The sequence below is a fragment of the Pseudomonas synxantha BG33R genome, assembly GCF_000263715.2.
GTDB classification, from domain to species: Bacteria; Pseudomonadota; Gammaproteobacteria; order Pseudomonadales; family Pseudomonadaceae; genus Aquipseudomonas; species Aquipseudomonas synxantha_A.
In genome coordinates, this window is record NZ_CM001514.1 from 5064471 (window position 1) to 5083812 (window position 19342).

21 protein-coding genes are annotated in these 19342 nt (G+C 60.5%); 6 read left to right on the forward strand and 15 right to left on the reverse strand.

The window, feature by feature from the left end:
• Positions 1-108 precede the first annotated feature (108 nt).
• From thrC to xerD, 4 genes are all read right to left on the reverse strand, one after another.
• Complete coding sequence (thrC, locus tag PSEBG33_RS05450) at positions 109-1518, reverse strand: threonine synthase (protein ID WP_005791081.1); 1410 nt, start codon at positions 1516-1518, stop codon at positions 109-111.
• 67 nt (positions 1519-1585) lie between these two features.
• On the reverse strand, positions 1586-2890 hold the full coding sequence (locus tag PSEBG33_RS05445) for a homoserine dehydrogenase (RefSeq protein ID WP_005791086.1): 1305 nt from the start codon (positions 2888-2890) through the stop codon (positions 1586-1588).
• A 127-nt stretch (positions 2891-3017) separates the two neighbouring features.
• Positions 3018-3749 carry a thioredoxin fold domain-containing protein gene (locus tag PSEBG33_RS05440; RefSeq protein ID WP_005791088.1) on the reverse strand — a complete coding sequence of 244 codons (732 nt, stop codon included), beginning with the start codon at positions 3747-3749 and terminating at the stop codon, positions 3018-3020.
• Positions 3750-3897: 148 nt separating this feature from the next.
• Entirely contained in the window at positions 3898-4794 is an 897-nt protein-coding gene (xerD, locus tag PSEBG33_RS05435) for a site-specific tyrosine recombinase XerD (protein WP_005791090.1), read from the reverse strand.
• A gap of 107 nt (positions 4795-4901) precedes the next feature.
• Here xerD and PSEBG33_RS05430 point away from each other — a divergent pair, with 107 nt between their 5' ends.
• Positions 4902-6710: a cation:proton antiporter gene (locus PSEBG33_RS05430; RefSeq protein ID WP_005791092.1), complete on the forward strand. Its 1809-nt coding sequence runs from the start codon at positions 4902-4904 to the stop codon at positions 6708-6710.
• Here the strand turns inward: PSEBG33_RS05430 and PSEBG33_RS05425 are convergent, their stop codons facing one another.
• The 6 genes from PSEBG33_RS05425 to ffh form a co-directional block, all read right to left on the reverse strand.
• On the reverse strand, positions 6711-7124 hold the full coding sequence (locus PSEBG33_RS05425) for an acyl-CoA thioesterase (RefSeq protein WP_005791095.1): 414 nt from the start codon (positions 7122-7124) through the stop codon (positions 6711-6713).
• An 81-nt stretch (positions 7125-7205) separates the two neighbouring features.
• Positions 7206-7556 carry a 50S ribosomal protein L19 gene (gene rplS, locus PSEBG33_RS05420; RefSeq protein WP_003175895.1) on the reverse strand — a complete coding sequence of 117 codons (351 nt, stop codon included), beginning with the start codon at positions 7554-7556 and terminating at the stop codon, positions 7206-7208.
• A gap of 45 nt (positions 7557-7601) precedes the next feature.
• A complete protein-coding gene (trmD, locus tag PSEBG33_RS05415) occupies positions 7602-8375 on the reverse strand; it encodes a tRNA (guanosine(37)-N1)-methyltransferase TrmD (protein ID WP_173664496.1) in 774 nt (257 codons plus the stop codon).
• Positions 8357-8893, reverse strand: a complete 537-nt coding sequence (gene rimM, locus PSEBG33_RS05410; RefSeq protein WP_003175898.1) for a ribosome maturation factor RimM — start codon at positions 8891-8893, stop codon at positions 8357-8359. Before rimM ends, trmD begins: the two co-directional genes overlap by 19 nt.
• Positions 8894-8898: 5 nt before the next feature.
• Positions 8899-9150, reverse strand: coding sequence for a 30S ribosomal protein S16 (gene rpsP, locus PSEBG33_RS05405; protein WP_003175899.1), 252 nt, complete (start codon positions 9148-9150; stop codon positions 8899-8901).
• A gap of 251 nt (positions 9151-9401) precedes the next feature.
• Positions 9402-10778 carry a signal recognition particle protein gene (ffh, locus tag PSEBG33_RS05400; RefSeq protein WP_005791122.1) on the reverse strand — a complete coding sequence of 459 codons (1377 nt, stop codon included), beginning with the start codon at positions 10776-10778 and terminating at the stop codon, positions 9402-9404.
• Between the two features lie 232 nt (positions 10779-11010).
• Here ffh and PSEBG33_RS05395 point away from each other — a divergent pair, with 232 nt between their 5' ends.
• The 3 genes from PSEBG33_RS05395 (at position 11011) to PSEBG33_RS05385 (ending at position 14666) form a co-directional block, all read left to right on the forward strand.
• Positions 11011-11823: a cytochrome C assembly family protein gene (locus PSEBG33_RS05395; protein ID WP_003193966.1), complete on the forward strand. Its 813-nt coding sequence runs from the start codon at positions 11011-11013 to the stop codon at positions 11821-11823.
• A 12-nt stretch (positions 11824-11835) separates the two neighbouring features.
• Positions 11836-13074: a transporter associated domain-containing protein gene (locus PSEBG33_RS05390; protein ID WP_005791125.1), complete on the forward strand. Its 1239-nt coding sequence runs from the start codon at positions 11836-11838 to the stop codon at positions 13072-13074.
• 281 nt (positions 13075-13355) lie between these two features.
• A complete protein-coding gene (locus PSEBG33_RS05385; RefSeq protein WP_005791128.1) occupies positions 13356-14666 on the forward strand; it encodes an MFS transporter in 1311 nt (436 codons plus the stop codon).
• Between the two features lie 114 nt (positions 14667-14780).
• Here the strand turns inward: PSEBG33_RS05385 and purT are convergent, their stop codons facing one another.
• From purT to PSEBG33_RS05365, 5 genes are all read right to left on the reverse strand, one after another.
• Complete coding sequence (gene purT / locus PSEBG33_RS05380; RefSeq protein WP_005791130.1) at positions 14781-15962, reverse strand: formate-dependent phosphoribosylglycinamide formyltransferase; 1182 nt, start codon at positions 15960-15962, stop codon at positions 14781-14783.
• Between the two features lie 70 nt (positions 15963-16032).
• Entirely contained in the window at positions 16033-16500 is a 468-nt protein-coding gene (locus tag PSEBG33_RS05375; RefSeq protein ID WP_005791131.1) for a preQ0 transporter, read from the reverse strand.
• A 147-nt stretch (positions 16501-16647) separates the two neighbouring features.
• Entirely contained in the window at positions 16648-16863 is a 216-nt protein-coding gene (locus PSEBG33_RS29010) for a DUF1289 domain-containing protein (protein WP_005791133.1), read from the reverse strand.
• Complete coding sequence (locus tag PSEBG33_RS05370) at positions 16860-17384, reverse strand: gamma carbonic anhydrase family protein (RefSeq protein ID WP_005791135.1); 525 nt, start codon at positions 17382-17384, stop codon at positions 16860-16862. Before PSEBG33_RS05370 ends, PSEBG33_RS29010 begins: the two co-directional genes overlap by 4 nt.
• Before the next feature lie 35 nt (positions 17385-17419).
• Positions 17420-18022, reverse strand: coding sequence for a CoA pyrophosphatase (locus PSEBG33_RS05365; RefSeq protein WP_005791136.1), 603 nt, complete (start codon positions 18020-18022; stop codon positions 17420-17422).
• A 147-nt stretch (positions 18023-18169) separates the two neighbouring features.
• Here PSEBG33_RS05365 and PSEBG33_RS05360 point away from each other — a divergent pair, with 147 nt between their 5' ends.
• A complete protein-coding gene (locus tag PSEBG33_RS05360; protein WP_005791137.1) occupies positions 18170-18718 on the forward strand; it encodes an NUDIX hydrolase in 549 nt (182 codons plus the stop codon).
• A 36-nt stretch (positions 18719-18754) separates the two neighbouring features.
• Positions 18755-19258, forward strand: a complete 504-nt coding sequence (locus PSEBG33_RS05355; protein ID WP_005791138.1) for a L,D-transpeptidase family protein — start codon at positions 18755-18757, stop codon at positions 19256-19258.
• Positions 19259-19342 lie beyond the last annotated feature (84 nt).

Sequence of the window (19342 nt, forward strand, 5' to 3'; positions counted from 1 at the left end):
GCGAAGGAACAAGTATGGCTCGCCAAAATAAAAAAGCCCGTCACGAGGACGGGCTTGGCCGACTGCAAAAAAGCTAACTGCCGGATGTAATCTGATCAACTGCGGGCATCAGAGCGGCTTGCCACGATTGCCATGCTGGCTGACAAACGCCTGCACCGCCTTCAGGTCGTTAGCCAACACGGTGCAGCGCTCTTCACGCGCGAACAGGTCGGCCAGGTGCTCCGGCAATTCCAGCGCCTTGCCAACACCGGCCTTCTCCACCGCTTCGGGGAATTTGACCGGGTGCGCGGTACCCAGGATCACCATCGGAATATCCAGGCTGCGGCGGCATTCGCGCGCAGCTTTCACGCCGATAGCTGTGTGGGGGTCGAGCACTTCGCCGGTCTGGGCATAGACCTCGGCAATGGTTTCGCACGTCTGCGCATCATCCACGGCCAGGGAGTCGAACAACTTGCGGGTTTCGGTCCAGCGTTCTTGTTCGACGCTGAAACCGCCACCCTGCTTGAAGCTGCTCATCAGCTCGGCCAGCGCCGCGCCATTGCGACCGTGCATGTCGAACAGCAAGCGTTCGAAGTTAGACGAGACCATGATGTCCATGGATGGCGACAGTGTGGCGTGCAGGGTTTCCTTGACGTACTGGTTGCCGCTCATGAAGCGGTGCAGGATGTCATTGCGGTTGGTAGCAACGATCAACTGATTGATCGGCAGGCCCATGTTGCGTGCCAGGTAACCGGCGAAGATGTCGCCGAAGTTTCCGGTCGGCACCGAGAACGACACCGAACGCGCCGGGCCGCCCAGTTGCAGGGAGGCGTGGAAGTAGTAGACGATCTGGGCCATGATCCGCGCCCAGTTGATCGAGTTCACCGCCACCAGGCGTGTGCCCTTGAGGAAGCTCTGGTCAGCGAAGCTGTTCTTGACCATTTCCTGGCAGTCATCGAAGTTGCCTTCGATGGCGATGTTGTGGATGTTCTCACCGAAGATGGTGGTCATCTGGCGACGTTGCACCTCCGACACGCGCTTGTGCGGGTGCAGGATGAAGATGTCGACGTTTTCGCAGTGCTTGCACCCTTCGATGGCAGCCGAACCGGTATCACCGGAGGTGGCGCCGATGATCACCACGCGCTCGCCGCGTTTTTCCAGCACGTAGTCCAGCAGGCGCCCCAGCAGTTGCAGGGCGAAGTCCTTGAACGCCAGGGTCGGGCCGTGGAACAGCTCCAGCACCCACTCGTTGCCGTTCAGCTGGCGCAAAGGCGCGATGGCGCTGTGGGCAAACACGCCGTACGTCTCTTCCAGGATCTTCTTGAAGTCCGCATCCGGAATGCTGCCGGTGACGAACGGGCGCATTACCCGGAACGCCAGCTCGTGGTAAGGCAGGCCGGCCCAGGAAGCGATTTCTTCCTGGGTGAAGCGTGGCAGGTTTTCCGGCACGTACAGGCCGCCGTCGGTGGCAAGGCCTGCCAGCAGAACGTCTTCGAAATTCAGGGCCGGTGCCTGGCCGCGGGTGCTGATGTAACGCATGACTGGCTCCTCTAAAACATTCTCGAACAGAGGCCGCCGAAGGTGCGGGGCCCCTGGAACAAATCGGTTAGTTCAAGTGCTCGACGCGAATGCGCACCACCGGGCCGACCACACCTTGCAGGGCTTCGAGGGCGTGGATGGCATCGTTGATATGCTGCTCGAGCACGCGATGGGTCAGCAGGATCATCGGCACCTGGCCGTTTTGCTCCTCGACTTCCTTCTGCATGATCGATTCGATGTTGATACCGCGCTCCGACAGAATGCTGGCGACCTGGGCCAGCACGCCGGGGTGATCCTGGGCCTGAATGCGCAGGTAGTAGGCGCTTTCGCAGGCTTCGATCGGCAGGATCGGATGGGCCGACAGCGAGTCCGGCTGGAAGGCCAGGTGCGGTACGCGGTTTTCCGGGTCGCTGGTCATGGCGCGAACCACGTCCACCAGGTCGGCGATCACCGACGAAGCGGTCGGCTCCATGCCGGCACCGGCGCCGTAGAACAGGGTGGAACCGGCGGCGTCACCGTTGACCATCACCGCGTTCATCACGCCGTTGACGTTGGCGATCAGGCGGTCGGCCGGAATCAGCGTCGGGTGCACACGCAACTCGATACCGGCGGGGGTGCTGCGCGCCACGCCCAGATGCTTGATGCGGTAGCCCAGGGCTTCGGCGTAATTCACGTCGGCGGTGGTCAGCTTGGTGATGCCTTCGGTGTAGGCTTTGTCGAATTGCAGCGGGATACCAAAGGCGATGGACGCCAGGATGGTCAGCTTGTGTGCTGCGTCGATGCCTTCCACGTCAAAGGTCGGGTCGGCTTCGGCGTAGCCCAGGGCCTGGGCTTCGGCCAGCACGTCTTCGAAGGTACGGCCCTTCTCGCGCATTTCGGTGAGGATGAAGTTACCGGTGCCGTTGATGATGCCGGCCACCCAGTTGATGCGGTTGGCAGACAGGCCCTCACGGATCGCCTTGATCACCGGGATACCGCCGGCCACCGCGGCTTCGAACGCCACGATCACGCCCTTCTCGCGGGCCTTGGCGAAGATCTCGTTGCCGTGCACGGCGATCAGCGCCTTGTTGGCGGTGACCACGTGCTTGCCGTGCTCGATGGCCTTGAGCACCAGCTCACGGGCCACGGTGTAGCCGCCTACCAGCTCGATGACGATATCGATCTCAGGGTTGGTGGCCACGGCGAATACATCGTTGGTAATCGCAATACCGGTCGTTTCGAACTGAGGCTTTGGCGAACGCGTGGCAATTTGCGCCACTTCAATCCCGCGACCTGCGCGGCGGGAAATTTCTTCAGCGTTACGCTGAAGTACGTTGAAGGTACCGCCACCGACGGTCCCTAACCCACAGATGCCTACTTTGACCGGTTTCACTGAAGAACTCCCCATGAAACGGCCGACGCTAGGTCGGCCGTGAAAACAGCCGCACAACTGCGGCTCTCAATTAATGACCCGTCGACAGTTCGGCGGGTCATGATCGTCAAAGCTCGACGATTAATGCTTACTTGGCACCCAGTGCCAGTTTGGCAACTTGCGGCGCCGGCTGGTAGCCCGGAATCACCTGGCCGTCGGCCAAAACGATGGCCGGTGTACCGTTCACACCAATGGACTGGCCCAGGGCGAACTGCTTGGAAACCGGGTTGGCGCATTTGGCCGATTTGATTTCCTTGCCGTCGACCATCTTGTCCATGGCGGCCTTCTTGTCGGCCGAGCACCATACGGCCTGCAACTGCTCGTCACCCGGCGAACCCAGGCCCTGGCGCGGGAACGCGACGTAGCGCACTTCCACACCCAGCTTGTTCAGTGCCGGTATCTCGGCGTGCAGCTTGTGGCAGTACGGGCAGGTGGTGTCGGTGAACACGGTGATGTGGGTCTTGGTCTCGCCGATGGCCGGGTACACCACGGTTTCAGCCACCGGGATGCCGTTGATCAGCTTGGACACGCCCAGGCGCTCGGCCTTCTCGGTCAGGTTGACCGGCTTGCCGTCCTTGAGCTGGAACAGGTAGCCCTGCACGATGTACTGGCCATCGGCACTGGCGTACAGCACGCGGCTGCCTTTGAGCTTGACTTCATACAGGCCGGCCATCGGGCTGGCGCTGATGCTTTCGATCGGGGTGTCGAGCGCCAGGTTGGCCAGGCTCTTGCGAATGGTCTGCTCGGCCGCATCATCGGCGACAGCAAAGGTGGAAACCAACGCAATGGCTGCGGCGGCAATAATCTGGGTCAAGCGCATGGGAACTCCTGAAGGCAGAGGCAGGGACGGGAGCAGAATACTGATCTGGAACACAACGGGTGCCGTCCCCTTTGCGAACCGGCAAAGCCTACCACAGTTGGGCGGGAGGGCAGACCGCGACAGGTAAAATGGGCCATTTCTGACGGTTTTATCCGCGCGGGTGATGCTTGGCGTGCATATCCTGCAAACGGGCGCGTGCCACATGGGTGTAGATCTGGGTTGTGGATAAGTCGCTGTGCCCGAGCAGCATCTGTACCACGCGCAAATCGGCGCCATGGTTGAGCAAATGGGTGGCGAACGCATGGCGCAGGGTGTGGGGCGACGGGGCCTTGCCGATTCCAGCCACTTTGGCCTGGTGCTTGATGCGGTGCCAGAAGGTCTGGCGGGTCATCTGCTCGCCGCGCAGGCTGGGGAACAGCACATCACTGGGGCGCCCACCGAGCAATTCGTGGCGCGCATCGCGCATGTAGCGCTCGACCCACACAATCGCCTCCTCGCCCATGGGCACCAGCCGCTCCTTGCTGCCCTTGCCCATCACGCGCAATACGCCCTGGCGCAGGTTGACCTGCTCCAGGGTCAGGCTGATCAGTTCGGTCACGCGCAGGCCGCAGGCGTAGAGCACTTCCAGCATGGCGCGATCACGTTGGCCGATGGCTTCGCTGAGATCCGGCGCAGCCAGCAAAGCCTCCACGTCAGCTTCCGACAAAGACTTGGGAAGAGGCCTGCCTAATTGCGGCATATCGACTTGCAGAGTGGGATCGGCCGTGATGAGCTTTTCCCGCAGCAGGTAGCGATAAAAGCCACGCACGCCGGAGAGAAACCGTGCGGTGGAGCGCGGCTTGTAGTTCTGCTCCAGGCGCCAGGCCAGGTGATCGAGGATCAGCTCGCGCCCGGCGTTGATCAGCTCAAGGTTTTTCTCCTGCAACCAGCCGTTGAACAGGGCCAGATCACTGCGGTAGGCCTGGCGCGTGTTGTCCGAGAGGCCTTTTTCCAGCCAGAGGGCGTCGAGGAAACGGTCGATCAAAGGGTGGTCGATGGCGGGCATGGGTACTCAAAGCGGCGCAGCATGGGAGCTGTGCGAATTATTTAGTGAACTGTGGCAAGGGCCGCTAGTCTTTCATAGCCCGCTACTTCAAGGAACAGGAAGCTTCAATGAATGAACAACAGATTTTGCTGGCCTTTGGCGGTATTGGAGTGGCGGCGCTGGGCTGCCAATGGCTGGCCTGGCGGCTCAAGCTGCCGGCGATCCTGTTTCTGTTATTGACGGGTATTTTGGCGGGGCCGGTACTGGGCTGGCTCGACCCTCAGGAGATGTTCGGCCCCCTGCTGATGCCGTTGGTGTCCCTGGCCGTAGCGCTGATCCTGTTCGAAGGCAGCCTGACCCTGCACCTTTCGGAGTGGAAGGAAATCGGCAGCGTGGTGCATCGCCTGGTCACGGTTGGCGCCCTGTCGACCTGGGCAGTGATCACCCTGGCCACTCACTGGCTGCTGGGTTTTGACTGGATGCTCGCGCTGCTGTTCGGCACGCTGACCCTGGTAACGGGCCCGACCGTGATCGTGCCGATGCTGCGCGTGGTACGCCCCAAAGCCTCCATCGCCAATATCCTGCGCTGGGAAGGCATCGTCATCGACCCGATTGGCGCGTTGCTGGCGGTGGTGGTCTACAGCTTCATCATTGCCCGGGCTTCCGGCGACGGCTTGAGCCACAGCCTGCTGACCTTTGGCGGCGTCATCCTCTGCGGCAGTTTGTTCGGGATCGCCGGCGGCTGGGTACTGGGGCAGATCATGCGCCGGCAGTGGTTGCCGGAATACCTGCATAACCTCGCGACGCTGGCCGGTGTGCTGGGCATCTTCATTGCTGCCAACCAGGTGATGCATGAGTCCGGCCTGCTGGCGGTCACGCTGATGGGGATGTGGATGGCCAATATGAAGGGCGTGGATGTCAGGCATATCCTGCACTTCAAGGAAAACCTCAGTGTGCTGCTGATTTCCGGGCTGTTCATCCTGCTGGCGGCGCGCCTGGACCTGAATGCCTTGATCGCCCTGGGGCCATTCGTGCTGATTCTGCTGGTGATCATCCAGTTTATTGCACGCCCACTGAACGTAGCGCTCTCAACCTTTGGCTCCGGACTCAACTGGCGCGAGCGCGCGCTGCTGGCCTGGATCGCGCCACGGGGCATTGTGGCGGCGGCGGTATCGGCGATCTTTGCGATTCGCCTGGACGAGGCAGGGCATGAAGGCGCGTTATTGCTGGTGCCGCTGACCTTCGCGGTGATCATCGGCACCGTGGTGCTGCAAAGTGCCACGGCGCGCCCCTTGGCGCGCCTGCTGAAAGTCGCCGAGCCTGCGCCCAGCGGTTTCCTGATCGTCGGCGCGAACGGCCCGGCGCGGGCGCTCGGCAAGGCATTGCAGCAATTGGGTAGCCGCGTGTTGCTGACGGATTCCAGCTGGGAAAATATCCGCGCCAGTCGCATGGAGGGCCTGCCGACCTACTTCGGCAACCCCGCCTCCCAACATGCCGAGTCCCATCTGGATCTGGTCGGCCTGGGGCATTTGCTTGCGCTCTCCCCGTCCGGCGAGCTGAACGCCTTGGCGACCATGCGTTTTCGCCATGATTTCGGCCATCGTCTGTTCGCCCTGGCCAGCAGCCAGGAAAGCCGTCGCACCGACAAACACAAGGCCAGCCACGAACACCGCGGCCACCTGCTGGGCAGCCAACCCCTGAGCTATACCAAACTGGCCAGCCTGTTGGGCCAGGGCGCCGAACTGTATAGCACCAACCTCACCGACGGCTTTGGCTGGGAGCAGTACCAGGCGTTGCACGGGGAGCGCGCCACCTTACTGTTTGCCCGGGACACCAGCGGCTGGGTGCATGTGGTTACGCCCGAGAGCAGCTTGAAGCCCGTGGCCGGCTGGACCCTGCTGGCGGTGATTCAACCGGAGAACGGCAGCGCCACGTAATCAGTCGGCAAACCCAGGCAATACCGGTACAGGGCGTTTGTCCGCGTCAATCGCGACAAAGCTGAACACGCCCTGGATCGCCTTTTCACGGCCATCAGCGCTCATGCTCTCGACAAACACTTCCACTTCAACCTTGAGGCTGGTGTTGCCGACTTTGATCACCCGGCCGATCAGCTCAACGATGGAGCCGGCCGGGATTGCGTGATTGAAGTCGATACGGTCGGTGGAGACCGTCACCAAAGGCAAGCGACAGAAACGCGTGGCGGCGATGAACGACACTTCGTCCATCCATGCCAGGGCGGTGCCGCCGAACAGGGTGTTGTGGTGGTTGGTGGTAGGCGGGAACACGGCCTTGGTCACGCGGGTGACGGACAGGTCGGTGCGGCGCTGGATTTCTTCGAGACGGGTGGTCATGGTCAACACCGGCAAATGGACAAATTTCAGACACAAAAAAGCAGCCCGTAGGCTGCTTTTTTCTGCATCGGGAAGCTGGACTTAAGCCAGTTTTTCCTTGATGCGAGCTGCTTTACCGGACAGGTCACGCAGGTAGTACAGCTTGGCTTTACGTACGTCACCGCGACGCTTGACGGCCATGCTGTCGATTTGCGGGCTGTAGGTCTGGAAAGTACGCTCTACGCCAACACCGTTGGAGATTTTACGAACAGTGAAAGCACTGTTCACACCACGGTTACGCTTGGCGATTACCACGCCTTCGAACGCTTGCAGACGCGAACGGTCGCCTTCCTTCACTTTCACCTGAACGACAATGGTGTCGCCCGGGGCAAAGGTAGGGATCTCTTTGGTCATCTGCTCTGCTTCGAGTGCAAGGATGATTTTGTTAGTCATGCTGTGCTCCTAAGGTAAGTCAATGGACCTACCATCGATACGTTGTTAACTATCGTCCCGCGCGAGGATGTATTCCTCGAGCAGCTTCTTCTCTTCTCCAGAAAGCGAGCGGCTTTCCAGAAGATCGGCGCGTCGTTCATAGGTCCGACCAAGGGACTGCTGTAAACGCCAACGCCGGATGTGTGCGTGATTGCCACTTAGCAATACGTCGGGAACACGCTGATCCGCATACACCTCCGGTCGGGTGTAGTGCGGGCAATCCAGCAAACCATCCGTGAAGGAATCCTCCTCCGCAGAGTCCACATGCCCTAAAGCTCCAGGCAGCAGTCGTGTAACCGCATCTATCAGGACCATTGCCGGCAGCTCGCCACCAGACAATACATAGTCCCCAATCGACCACTCTTCATCGACATGAGCTTCAATAAAACGCTCGTCAATGCCTTCATAGCGACCGGCAATCAGGATCAAACTTTCCTCATTCGCCAGTTCGCGTACCGCCGCCTGTTTCAGCTGACGGCCTTGAGGGGACAGGTAAATTACCTTCGCCTTCTCCCCGGCGGCTGCCTTGGCCTGAACCAATGCATCTTCCAGGGGCTTGATCTTCATCACCATGCCCGGGCCACCGCCAAATGGGCGATCGTCCACAGTGTGATGTCGATCCGTCGTGTAGTCTCGCGGGTTCCAACAGGTGAGCTGTAACAGCCCCTGTTTCACCGCCCGACTGGTGATGCCGTACTCGCTGATGGCGGAAAACATCTCGGGAAACAAACTGATCACTTCAATGCGCAAATTAGCCACGCTTAGAAGTCCGCGTCCCATTCCACCTTCATCTCGCCCGCTGCCAGGTCGACGGCCAACACGCATTGCTCGGTATAGGGCAACAGGCGTTCGCGATCATCCAGGCTGCCAGCGCAAGGCTTGACCACCATTACATCATTGGCGCCGGTTTCCAGAAGATGATCGATTTTCCCCAGCAATTGCCCGAGTTGATCAATAACCTTCAGACCTTCCAGCTGGTACCAGTAGTACTCGCCGTCGGTCAATTCAGGGAACAGGTTGCGCGGCACGCAGATCTCATAACCGGCCAGAAGACGAGCTTCTTCACGATCATCAAGACCCTTGAGCTTTGCGACCAGGAACTTGTCGCTCCCGCGTCCACTGACCAGCTCGACCTGTTTCACACTCCCTTCGCGCTTGAGCGTCCAGGTTTTGTACTGCAACAGGTTTTCAGTCGGATCAGTAAAGGAATACACCTTCACTTCGCCGCGAACGCCATGAACAGAGTAAATCTTGCCGATAACGATCAAATCATCAGCAACAGCTGGCGTCGCGTTCATATTGCTCAGGCTGCGGCCTTAGCCGAGTCCTTCAACAGTTTTGCAACGCGCTCGGATGGCTGTGCGCCAACGCTCAGCCAGTAGGCTACGCGCTCTTGGTTCACGGACAGACGAACTTCTTGACCACGAGCAACAGGGTTGAAGAAACCAACCTGTTCCTTGTGCGAACCGTCACGCGGGTTGCGGCTGTCGGTTACGGTCAAGTGGTAAAACGGGCGCTTTTTGGAGCCGCCAAGGGCAAGACGGATTGTTAGCATGTGAACATCGTTCCTGTAGTCGGTGCTGCAAATCTAAATGCACAGCGGGCATAGGTGCCCGAAAGGCCGCATATTCTAAGGAATATCCGGACTTTTGCAAATGTCTTTTTCTGGCGCCTATCAGCGTGCCATTCAGATCTGCTATAGAGCCGTCGGTTAAAACGGCGAGTCAGCCCCCGCCAACGGCGGGTTTGCTGGAGATCCCACATCCCTGTGGGTCGGAGCAGGAGCTGGGCTCCCACTCGAATACTTTACATTTTCGGCATGCCGCCGCCGGGCAACATACCGCCCATGCCGCGCATCATCTTGGCCATCCCACCTTTGGCGGAGAATTTCTTCATCATCTTCTGCATCTGCTTGTGCTGCTTGACCAAGCGACCGATGTCCTGCACCTGGGTACCGGAACCCATGGCGATCCGGCGTTTGCGCGAACCGCTGATCAGCTCAGGGTCGCGGCGCTCGGCCGGGGTCATGGAGTTGATGATGGCTTCCATCTGCTTGAACTGCTTCTCTGCCGCGCCCTGGGCATTGCCCATTTGCGCCAGGTTCACACCACCGATGTTGGGCAGCTTGTCCATCAGGCCGCCGAGGCCGCCCATGTTCTTCATCTGTTGCAACTGGTCACGGAAGTCTTCGAGGTCGAAGCCCTTGCCCTTCTTCAGCTTCTTGGCCAGCTTGTCGGCCTTGTCCTTGTCGAGCGTGGCTTCGGCCTGTTCGATCAGGCTGAGCACGTCACCCATGCCGAGGATACGCGAGGCGATACGCTCGGGGTGGAACGGTTCGAGCGCGTCGCTCTTCTCGCCCATACCGATGAACTTGATCGGCTTGCCAGTAATGGCACGTACCGACAGCGCGGCACCGCCCCGGGCGTCACCGTCGACCTTGGTGAGGATCACGCCGGTCAGCGGCAGTGCGTCACCAAAGGCCTTGGCGGTGTTGGCCGCATCCTGACCGGTCATGGCATCGACCACGAACAAGGTTTCGACCGGGTTGATCGCGGCATGCAGCGCCTTGATCTCGCCCATCATCTCTTCGTCGATGTGCAGGCGACCGGCGGTATCGACGATGACCACGTCGATGAACTTGAGCTTGGCTTCTTTAATAGCCGCGTTGGCAATGTCGACCGGCTTCTGGCTCAGGTCGGACGGGAAGAAGGTCACACCCACTTCGCCCGCGAGCATTTCCAGCTGCTTGATGGCCGCCGGACGGTACACGTCGGCCGACACCACCATCACGGATTTCTTCTTGCGCTCTTTAAGGAAGCGCGCCAGCTTGCCGGCGGTGGTGGTCTTACCCGCGCCTTGCAGGCCGGCCATCAATACGACGGCTGGCGGCACGGCGCTGAGGTTCAAGTCTTCGTTGGCCGCGCCCATCAGGCTTTCGAGTTCGGCCTGGACGACCTTCACGAAGGCCTGGCCCGGGGTCAGGCTGCGGGACACTTCGGTGCCGACCGCGCGCTCTTTGACCGAGTTGACGAAATCCTTCACCACCGGCAAGGCCACGTCGGCTTCCAGCAACGCCATGCGCACTTCACGCAGGGTGTCTTTAATATTGTCCTCGGTCAGCTTGGCCTTGCCGGTAACGTGGCGCAGCGTCTGCGAGAGACGGTCAGTCAAGTTTTCAAACATGCGCGATCCTTTCAGGCCCTACTCATCGAAATGCAGGTAGACCGAGGTAATGGCGGCCCAGGCTGTGGTCAATCGCTATTAAAAACAGCGCTCGCCGAGCCTGCGGCGTGGGCAGGTCGCGGATTATAGCGAAGACTGCGTCCATGCACACCCGCTGTCTGGCCCGGGAGTCTTTCTTGCAGCGCAGGTGTGTGCCAAACTCAACGCCTTTCGGGCTTGCCTACCAGGATTTATGCTCCCCTTGTCACCCAGTTTGCTACCCAGCCTCGCCGCCGCCATTCTGTATGCCGCTGCGACTCTCTATCAGGGCACTCGTCTGGCCCAAGGCGCCAAAGCGGACAAACGTCTGCTCGTCGGCCTTGGCGTGCTGGCCCTGCTGGCCCATGCCGCCAGCCTGTTCACTCACCTGATGACGCCGGTGGGCCTGGGCCTGGACTTTTTCAGCGCCGCCAGCCTGATCGCCGCGGCCGTCATCGCACTGACGCTGCTGGCCTGCTACCGCATTCCGGTCGAGAACCTGCTGGTGCTGCTATTCCCCCTGGGAATGCTGACGGTATTGCTGGCGCAATTCACCCCTACCGGCACCGTACAGGTGATCGATGAGGAGCCCGGCATCCTTGCCCATATCCTGTTGTCGATCCTCGCCTACGGCATGTTCACCATCGCGGTGTTCCAGGCCCTGCTCCTGTTGCTGCAGGATCACCAGCTCAAGCACAAGCACCCCTCAGGGCTGATCAAGAACTTCCCGCCGCTGCAAACCATGGAAAGCCTGCTGTTCGGGTTCCTGTGGGCCGGCTGGACCCTGCTGTCGCTGTCGCTGATTTCCGGCTGGCTGTTCGTCGAGAACCTGTTCGCCCAGCACCTGGTGCACAAGACCCTGCTGGCGTGCCTGGCCTGGGTGGTGTTCAGCGTGCTGCTGTGGGGCCGCAACCGCCTCGGCTGGCGTGGGCACAAGGCAATCCGCTGGACCCTGGCCGGGTTCTGCCTGCTGATGCTGGCCTATTTCGGCAGCAAGCTGGTTCGCGAATACATCCTGCATATCTGACGGGCAGCGATCATGGATAACTTGCCTTTGGAGCCGATGCTCGCCGTCATTGCCTTGCTGATTTTATGGGCGGCGCTGTTTACCGCCATCGAAGCAGCACAACAGCATCTGTTGGCCCTGCGCCCCGGTACCCGTCAGGGCGACAAGGCTGCCGCACGCCTGAGCTTTCCGCGCCATAGCCTGATCCTGTGCAACAGCCTGTGCCGCGCCGCCGTGGTGATCCTTTGCACGCTGCTGGCAATCTATGCCTGGGCGCAGAACGGCCCATGGCTGGGTTGGCTGATCTCTTGTGCACTGCTGCTGATTCTCGCCGACTACCTGCCTCGCATCCTGGCCACCCGCCATCCGCAAGCGGTGTTGGGTTTCGGTAACGCCCTGCTGGGCGTGCCGCTGAAAATCCTCTACCCGCTGGCCTGGCTGCTCAACGGCATCAGCCTGTTGCTGCTGCGCCCGTTCGCGCGCAAATCCGGCGTGGTGAAAAACAGTGATGAGCCGCTGCCGGACCATGACGACCAAGCCCCGCCCGAGGCCGACGAAGACCGTGCGCCCGGTATGCCCGGCATCCACGCGCTGGATAACATCACCGTCAACGACATCCTGGTGCCCCGCAGTGAAGTGGATGGCATCAACCTGGATGACTCGATCGACGAGATCATCGAGCAGCTGCGCAGTTCCCAACGCACGCGCCTGCCGGTGTTCCACAGTGATATCAACCAGGTCGAAGCGGTGCTCAACACGCGCCAGGTCCAGCATCTGCTCCCCGACGCAAGCCTGACAAAAGAGGCGCTGCTCGCTGCCTGTCACGAACCCTACTTCGTCCCGGAAAGCACGCCTCTACAGCTGCAGCTGCTTAACTTCCACAAGCAACAGCGGCGCCTGGGCATGGTAGTGGACGAATACGGCGAAGTGCTGGGCATCGTTACCCTGGAAGATATCCTGGAAGAAATCGTCGGCGAATTCGAAAGCGATCAGGCTGTGGATAACCCCCACATCGAGGCCCAGCCCGATGGCCGCTACATCATTGACGGCGCCGCTTCGATCCGCGAACTGAACAAAAGCCTGGGCTGGCACCTGCCCAGCGACGGCCCCAAGACCCTCAACGGCCTGGTGACCGAAGCGCTGGAAACCATCCCCGATTGCGCGGTGTGCCTGAAGATCGGCCGCTATCGCCTGGAAATCCTCGAAACCGAGGACAACCGGGTGAGCAAGGTGTTGATCTGGCATACCAGCCATGTGCCGGTGGCCGCCTGACCTCAGCAGGCTCAACCAGCTCCCACATTGATCCAGTTCCAGGCCATAGATCCTCACCAGCCCCTTGTTGGATCCTTAGCCCCCTTCCTATAATCCCTGCGGCTTACCCAAGCCCCGCCCGACCGCGTGCTACCCGCACTCAGCGTGTCCAGGCACCGCTTTATCATGTCCGACCGGTGTTTGCTCCCATCCCGAGCCGCCCCGCGCACAACCCTGATCCATGGGTGTTCGACCAATAATAATCCGCGTCCAAACGCGCAATGACCGTCAGGGATACTGCCATGAGCACCACCTACCAAGAGGCTGCGACCGCCGCCCCGACCAATTCGACCGCCCGCGTCGCCACGGCGAGCATCGTCGGCACCGCCATCGAGTTCTACGACTTCTATATCTACGCCACGGCTGCTGCGCTGGTGATCGGCCCGGTGTTCTTTCCCCAGAGCTCCGGTACGGCGCAGATGCTGGCGTCGTTCCTGACCTTTGGCATCGCCTTTATCGCACGCCCGCTGGGCTCGGCGCTGTTCGGCCATTTCGGCGACCGCATCGGGCGCAAATCCACTCTGGTGGCCTCGCTGCTGTTGATGGGTGTGTGCACCACCTTGATCGGCTTGCTGCCAGGCTACGACAGCATCGGCGCCTGGGCACCGATTCTGTTGTGCGTATTACGCTTCGGCCAGGGCCTGGGCCTTGGCGGGGAATGGGGCGGCGCGGCATTGCTGGCGACCGAGAACGCGCCCAAGGGCAAGCGCGCCTGGTTCGGCATGTTCCCGCAACTGGGCCCGTCGATTGGCTTTCTGGCGGCCAACGGTTTATTCCTGATCCTGGCCATGAGCCTGAATGACGAGCAGTTCCGTAGCTGGGGCTGGCGTATTCCGTTCATTCTCAGCGCCGCACTGGTGATGGTGGGCCTGTATGCACGCCTGAAGCTGCATGAAACCCCAGTGTTCGCCAACTCCGTAGCCAAAGAAGCACCGGTGAAGGTGCCACTGGTGGAACTGTTCAGCCAGCATTGGCTGCCGGTGCTACTGGGCGCTGCGTCGATGGTGGTGTGCTACGCGCTGTTCTACATCACCACGGCGTTTTCCCTGAGCTACGGCGTTTCCACACTGGGCTACAGCCGCGAGACGTTCCTCGGCTTACTGTGCTTTGCCGTGCTGTTCATGGGCTTGGCGACGCCGCTGGCAGCGCTGGCCAGTGATCGTTATGGACGTAAGCCGGTGCTGATCGTTGGGGCGATCCTGGCGATTCTCTCGGGCTTTACCATGGAGCCACTGCTGACCCACGGCTCGACCTGGGCCGTGGCGCTGTTCCTGGCGTTGGAGCTGTTTCTGATGGGTGTGACCTTCGCACCGATGGGCGCCCTGCTGCCGGAGTTGTTCCCGACGCGTGTGCGTTATACCGGTGCTTCGGCGGCGTATAACCTGGGTGGGATTGTCGGGGCGTCTGCAGCACCGTTCTTCGCGACCAAGCTGGTGGCGATGGGTGGGCTCAGCTATGTCGGTGGGTATGTGTCGGCGGCAGCGTTGTTGAGTTTGATTGCGGTGCTGTGCCTTAAAGAGACGCGGGATAATGATTTGAACAAGGTCGCCTGATAGACCGCTATCGCAGGCAAGCCAGCTCCCACATTAGAAAGCATTCACACATCAAACTATGTGAACCCAATCAAATGTGGGAGCTGGCTTGCCTGCGATAGACGCGACGCGGTTTTAGAGCTCTACAACAACAGCCTTCGAAGCGCGGGTAGCTTTAGCCCGTGCAGCCTCAATCGACTCATCCCGCGCCAGTGCCACACCCATACGGCGCTGGCCATTCACTTCCGGCTTGCCAAACAGGCGCAACGCCGTGTCCGGCTCGCTCAATGCAACGCCGAGGTTGGCAAACGCCGTCTGGGTCGACTGCCCTTCCACCAGGATCACCGCCGATGCCGAAGGCCCGAACTGACGGATCAACGGAATTGGCAAGCCCAGGATGGCGCGAGCGTGCAGCGCGAACTGCGACAGGTCCTGAGAAATCAGTGTGACCAAACCGGTGTCATGTGGGCGCGGCGACACTTCGCTGAACCACACCTGATCGCCCTTGATGAACAACTCCACACCAAACAGACCACGGCCGCCCAGGGCTTCGGTTACCGCCTTGGCAACGCGCTCGGATTCGGCCAGGGCGATCGGGCTCATGGCCTGTGGCTGCCAGGACTCCTGATAGTCGCCCTTCTCCTGACGATGGCCAACCGGCGCGCAGAAGGTGGTGCCGCCAATGTGGCGCACGGTCAGCAGGGTAATTTCGTAGTCGAAATCGATAAAGCCTTCGATAATGACTCGACCCTTACCGGCACGCCCGCCTTCCTGGGCGTAATCCCAGGCTTTCTGCACGTCATCAGTGCTGCGCAACAGGCTCTGGCCCTTGCCCGACGAACTCATCACCGGCTTGACCACGCAGGGGAAGCCCAGGTCCTGGACGGCCTTGCTGTAGTCTTCGAAGGTGTCGGCAAAGTGGTACGGCGAGGTCGGCAGGTCCAGTTCTTCGGCGGCCAGACGACGGATGCCCTCACGGTTCATGGTCAACGACGTGGCGCGGGCGGTCGGGATAACCGTGAAGCCTTCAGCCTCCAATTCCACCAGAGTGGCGGTGGCGATGGCTTCGATTTCCGGCACGATGAAGTGCGGCTTCTCCGCCTCGATGACTGCACGCAGCGCCGCACCGTCGAGCATGTTGATCACGTGGCTACGGTGCGCCACCTGCATGGCCGGCGCGTTGGCGTAGCGATCCACGGCGATCACTTCAACACCCAGGCGTTGCAGTTCGATCACCACTTCCTTGCCCAGCTCACCGCAGCCACACAGCAAAACGCGGGTCGCGGTTGGCGACAATGGAGTTCCGATTCGGGTCATCTCAGGTCCTCAGGGGAGCGGATCATGGGGGAGAAAGGCCGGCATTTTACATGAACTGTAAAAATTGGCCTCAGTTGGCGATGGTGCGGCGGCGGATGCGCCAGGCCATGATCAGCCAGACCACGGTGACACCGGCAAATTTAGACACCAACGCCGTGCCCGCCACCGCCGGTGTGAGCGCGCCGATCAAGCCGAAGAAAATAAAGGTATCGAGGGGAATACTCAGTGCCGAACTTATCCACAGGCGATCATGCAGCGGGCGTTTGGTGATGCTGAACACCAGCCAGTCGATGCACTCGGACACCGCGAACGCCGTAGCACTGGCCAGGGCGATGGACGGGTCGGAAGTGATATACGAAAGCACCAGCGCCGCCAGCATGGCGATGATCGCGCCGTGACCGAAGCGGGTTTGCACCATGTCGCGCAGGATAAATACCAGGCCACCCCAGGCGGACCAGATGACATCCAGGTGCGGGGCGGTGGAGAAGGCGAAGTTGATCAGCACGACGCTGCTGATGTAGGCGATCAGGAAAAACATGGGGATGGACCTGTGGGTAATGCCGCACAGGGTACACAATTACAAGGATGTCGTCTGGCAGGGCCTCATCGCAGGCAAGCCAGCTCCCACATTTGAACGCATTCACACATCAAGGGTGGGAGCTGGCTTGCCTGCGATAGCGGTGGTTCAGGCACCGGATTTACCAGAAGCCATAAACACCAACCCACCCGCCACCGCCCGCTCATGACACAACCCCAACACCACCCGGCGCTCGGCATTATCCATGCGGCTCCAACGCGTAATCTCGTCCACGCTACGCTGGCAACCGGTACAGATATCGTCCTCATCCAACGCGCAGATACTCACGCATGGCGAGGCTACAGGCCGTTCAACCGCACTCATTCTTCCTGCTCAACCAAGTCTCGGGCATAGCGCTGCGAGTTATGCACATAGTGCGCGGCACTGGCTTCGAGCATGCGTTTCTGCGCCTCGGTCAGCTCACGTACCACCTTGCCCGGCGAGCCCATCACCAGCGAACCGTCGGGAATTTCCTTACCTTCGCCGATCAGCGAATTGGCGCCGATGATGCAATGTTTGCCGATCTTGGCGCCGTTGAGGATCACGGCGTTGATGCCGATCAAGCTGTAGTCGTCGACGCTGCAGCCGTGCAGCATGGCGTTATGGCCGATGGTCACGCCGGTGCCGAGGGTAAGCGGATAGCCCATGTCGGTGTGCATCACGCTGCCGTCCTGCACGTTGCTGTTCTTGCCGATCAGGATCAGTTCGTTATCGCCGCGCAACACCGCGTTGAACCAGACGTTGGCGCCCTCCTCCAGCTTGACCTTGCCCACCAGCGTGGCATTGGGTGCGACCCAACTGTTGGGATGGGTCTCGACACGGGCGTCGCCCAGGCGGTATTTCATGGTTTTCCCTCACGGCTTGCCATTCATGCGATGGCTTAGATATTGATAAAACTCTTGGGCGGCTGGTGCAGGCTGATCTTGGCGTCGTCATAGAGCAGATTGATCAGCTCGACGATCATGATCGCCGTCAGGCCCCAGATCTTGTATTCGCCGAAGCGGTAGCTGGGCACATACCAACTGCGGCCCTGGTAATCGATGCGGTGGGTATGTTCGCGTGGGTCCTGCCGGAAAAACTCCAGGGGCACACTGAAGACGGCGGCGATTTCGGCGTCGTTGGCCAGGTATTCGACGTAGTCAGGGATCACGCCCACATAGGGCGTTACGCGGATGCCATGCAGGGAAATCAGCGGGCTCAACGGGCCAATGACCTCAACCAGCCCCGGCGGCAGGCCGATTTCTTCCTCGGCTTCGCGCAAGGCGGTAAAGATCAGGTCCGGGTCTTCAGGGTCACGCCGCCCGCCAGGAAAGGCCACTTCGCCACCATGGGTCGACAGGCCGCTGGCGCGCAGGGTCAGGATCAGCTCGGGTTCATCACTGCGGGTAATCGGTACCAGCACCGCGGCCTCGGGGAAACGCCCGTCAGTCTCAAGCAGGTGAGGGGTGTGATTGCTTACCCGGCGAAGTAGCTCGTCCAGCATGAGTCATCTCGGTCTGTTGGCTACCTTGCATCATGCACCAAAGCGTGAACGCGCCCAACCCCAAAACCGCAGGGCTGTCGCTAAACGACAACTTGCAGGAACGCCCGGCACCAAGCCAAGATGTGCCCATTGTTCAGGAACCCCAGCATGAATTTCTGCAGCCAGTGCGGCAAACCGGTGACCCAACGCATTCCCGAAGGCGACGCGCGCCTGCGTTATGTATGCGATCACTGCTCGACCATTCATTACCAGAACCCCAATATCGTCGCTGGTACCGTACCGGTGTGGGGCGACAAAGTGTTGCTGTGCCGCCGCGCCATCGAGCCACGCCTGGGTTACTGGACCCTGCCCGCAGGCTTTATGGAAAACGGTGAAACCGTCGAACAGGCGGCCATGCGTGAAACCCTGGAAGAAGCCTGCGCCCGGGTGCGTAACCTGAATATCTATACCCTGATCGATGTGCCGCATATCAGCCAGGTGCATATTTTCTACCGCGCCGAGCTGATCGACCTGGACTTTGCCGCAGGCCCGGAAAGCCTGGAAGTGAAGCTGTTCGATGAAGCTGATATCCCTTGGTCCGAGCTGGCTTTCCGCACGGTCGGGCGTACCTTAGAATGCTTTTTCGCTGACCGTCGCCAACAGGTGTACCCGGTACGTAGCGAGTCTGTGCCACCGCTGTCCAAGCCCGCCCAATAACAAGCCGGCCAATGTCGCCAAAGGGATACCGTTTCAATGCGCTGGTTGCTTGCTCTGATCTGCCTGTCGTTCGCCACGCTGTCGCCAGCCGCAACCCAAGTCACCCTGGGCGGCAAGCCGGTCGAAAAAGTCCTGGTGCTCAAGTCCGCTCATCAGCTGCAATTGATCAACGACGGCAAACCGTTCAAGACCTACCGCATTTCCCTGGGCAAGAACCCCAAGGGCCACAAGCTGATCGAAGGCGACCGCCGTACCCCCGAGGGTTTCTACTGGATCGACTGGCGCAAAACCAGCGACCGCTTCAACCTGGCCATGCACATCTCCTACCCGAACATCAGCGACGCTGCCCGCGCCCGCCGCGAAGGGGTAAAACCGGGCAGCATGATCATGATCCACGGCACGCCCGACACCGAAGACTACCCGGAACAGTGGTTTCACACCCTGGACTGGACCGACGGCTGCATCGGCATGCGCAACGTGGACATGCGCGAAGTCTGGAGCCTGGTCAAAGACGGCACCCTGATCGAGATTCGGCCGTAATCTCGTACCGTTCGTAAATTAATTCGAAAATAATTCCTGCCTCCAGCAGCGCCTGCCGGTGAATACCAGTTCACCGCGCGGGAC

Excerpts from the sequence above, each read along its gene's own strand:
- purT (WP_005791130.1), bottom strand. The coding sequence starts at position 15,962 with ATGACCCGAATCGGAACTCCATTGTCGCCAACCGCGACCCGCGTTTTG.
- PSEBG33_RS05385 (WP_005791128.1), top strand. The coding sequence starts at position 13,356 with ATGAGCACCACCTACCAAGAGGCTGCGACCGCCGCCCCGACCAATTCG.
- xerD (WP_005791090.1), bottom strand. The coding sequence starts at position 4,794 with ATGCCCGCCATCGACCACCCTTTGATCGACCGTTTCCTCGACGCCCTC.
- PSEBG33_RS05395 (WP_003193966.1), top strand. The coding sequence starts at position 11,011 with ATGCTCCCCTTGTCACCCAGTTTGCTACCCAGCCTCGCCGCCGCCATT.
- rimM (WP_003175898.1), bottom strand. The coding sequence starts at position 8,893 with ATGAACGCGACGCCAGCTGTTGCTGATGATTTGATCGTTATCGGCAAG.
- PSEBG33_RS05375 (WP_005791131.1), bottom strand. The coding sequence starts at position 16,500 with ATGTTTTTCCTGATCGCCTACATCAGCAGCGTCGTGCTGATCAACTTC.
- trmD (WP_173664496.1), bottom strand. The coding sequence starts at position 8,375 with ATGGGACGCGGACTTCTAAGCGTGGCTAATTTGCGCATTGAAGTGATC.
- rplS (WP_003175895.1), bottom strand. The coding sequence starts at position 7,556 with ATGACTAACAAAATCATCCTTGCACTCGAAGCAGAGCAGATGACCAAA.
- PSEBG33_RS05390 (WP_005791125.1), top strand. The coding sequence starts at position 11,836 with ATGGATAACTTGCCTTTGGAGCCGATGCTCGCCGTCATTGCCTTGCTG.
- rpsP (WP_003175899.1), bottom strand. The coding sequence starts at position 9,150 with ATGCTAACAATCCGTCTTGCCCTTGGCGGCTCCAAAAAGCGCCCGTTT.
- PSEBG33_RS05430 (WP_005791092.1), top strand. The coding sequence starts at position 4,902 with ATGAATGAACAACAGATTTTGCTGGCCTTTGGCGGTATTGGAGTGGCG.
- PSEBG33_RS05365 (WP_005791136.1), bottom strand. The coding sequence starts at position 18,022 with ATGCTGGACGAGCTACTTCGCCGGGTAAGCAATCACACCCCTCACCTG.
- PSEBG33_RS05360 (WP_005791137.1), top strand. The coding sequence starts at position 18,170 with ATGAATTTCTGCAGCCAGTGCGGCAAACCGGTGACCCAACGCATTCCC.
- PSEBG33_RS05370 (WP_005791135.1), bottom strand. The coding sequence starts at position 17,384 with ATGAAATACCGCCTGGGCGACGCCCGTGTCGAGACCCATCCCAACAGT.
- PSEBG33_RS05440 (WP_005791088.1), bottom strand. The coding sequence starts at position 3,749 with ATGCGCTTGACCCAGATTATTGCCGCCGCAGCCATTGCGTTGGTTTCC.
- thrC (WP_005791081.1), bottom strand. The coding sequence starts at position 1,518 with ATGCGTTACATCAGCACCCGCGGCCAGGCACCGGCCCTGAATTTCGAA.
- PSEBG33_RS05425 (WP_005791095.1), bottom strand. The coding sequence starts at position 7,124 with ATGACCACCCGTCTCGAAGAAATCCAGCGCCGCACCGACCTGTCCGTC.
- PSEBG33_RS29010 (WP_005791133.1), bottom strand. The coding sequence starts at position 16,863 with ATGAGTGCGGTTGAACGGCCTGTAGCCTCGCCATGCGTGAGTATCTGC.
- PSEBG33_RS05355 (WP_005791138.1), top strand. The coding sequence starts at position 18,755 with ATGCGCTGGTTGCTTGCTCTGATCTGCCTGTCGTTCGCCACGCTGTCG.
- ffh (WP_005791122.1), bottom strand. The coding sequence starts at position 10,778 with ATGTTTGAAAACTTGACTGACCGTCTCTCGCAGACGCTGCGCCACGTT.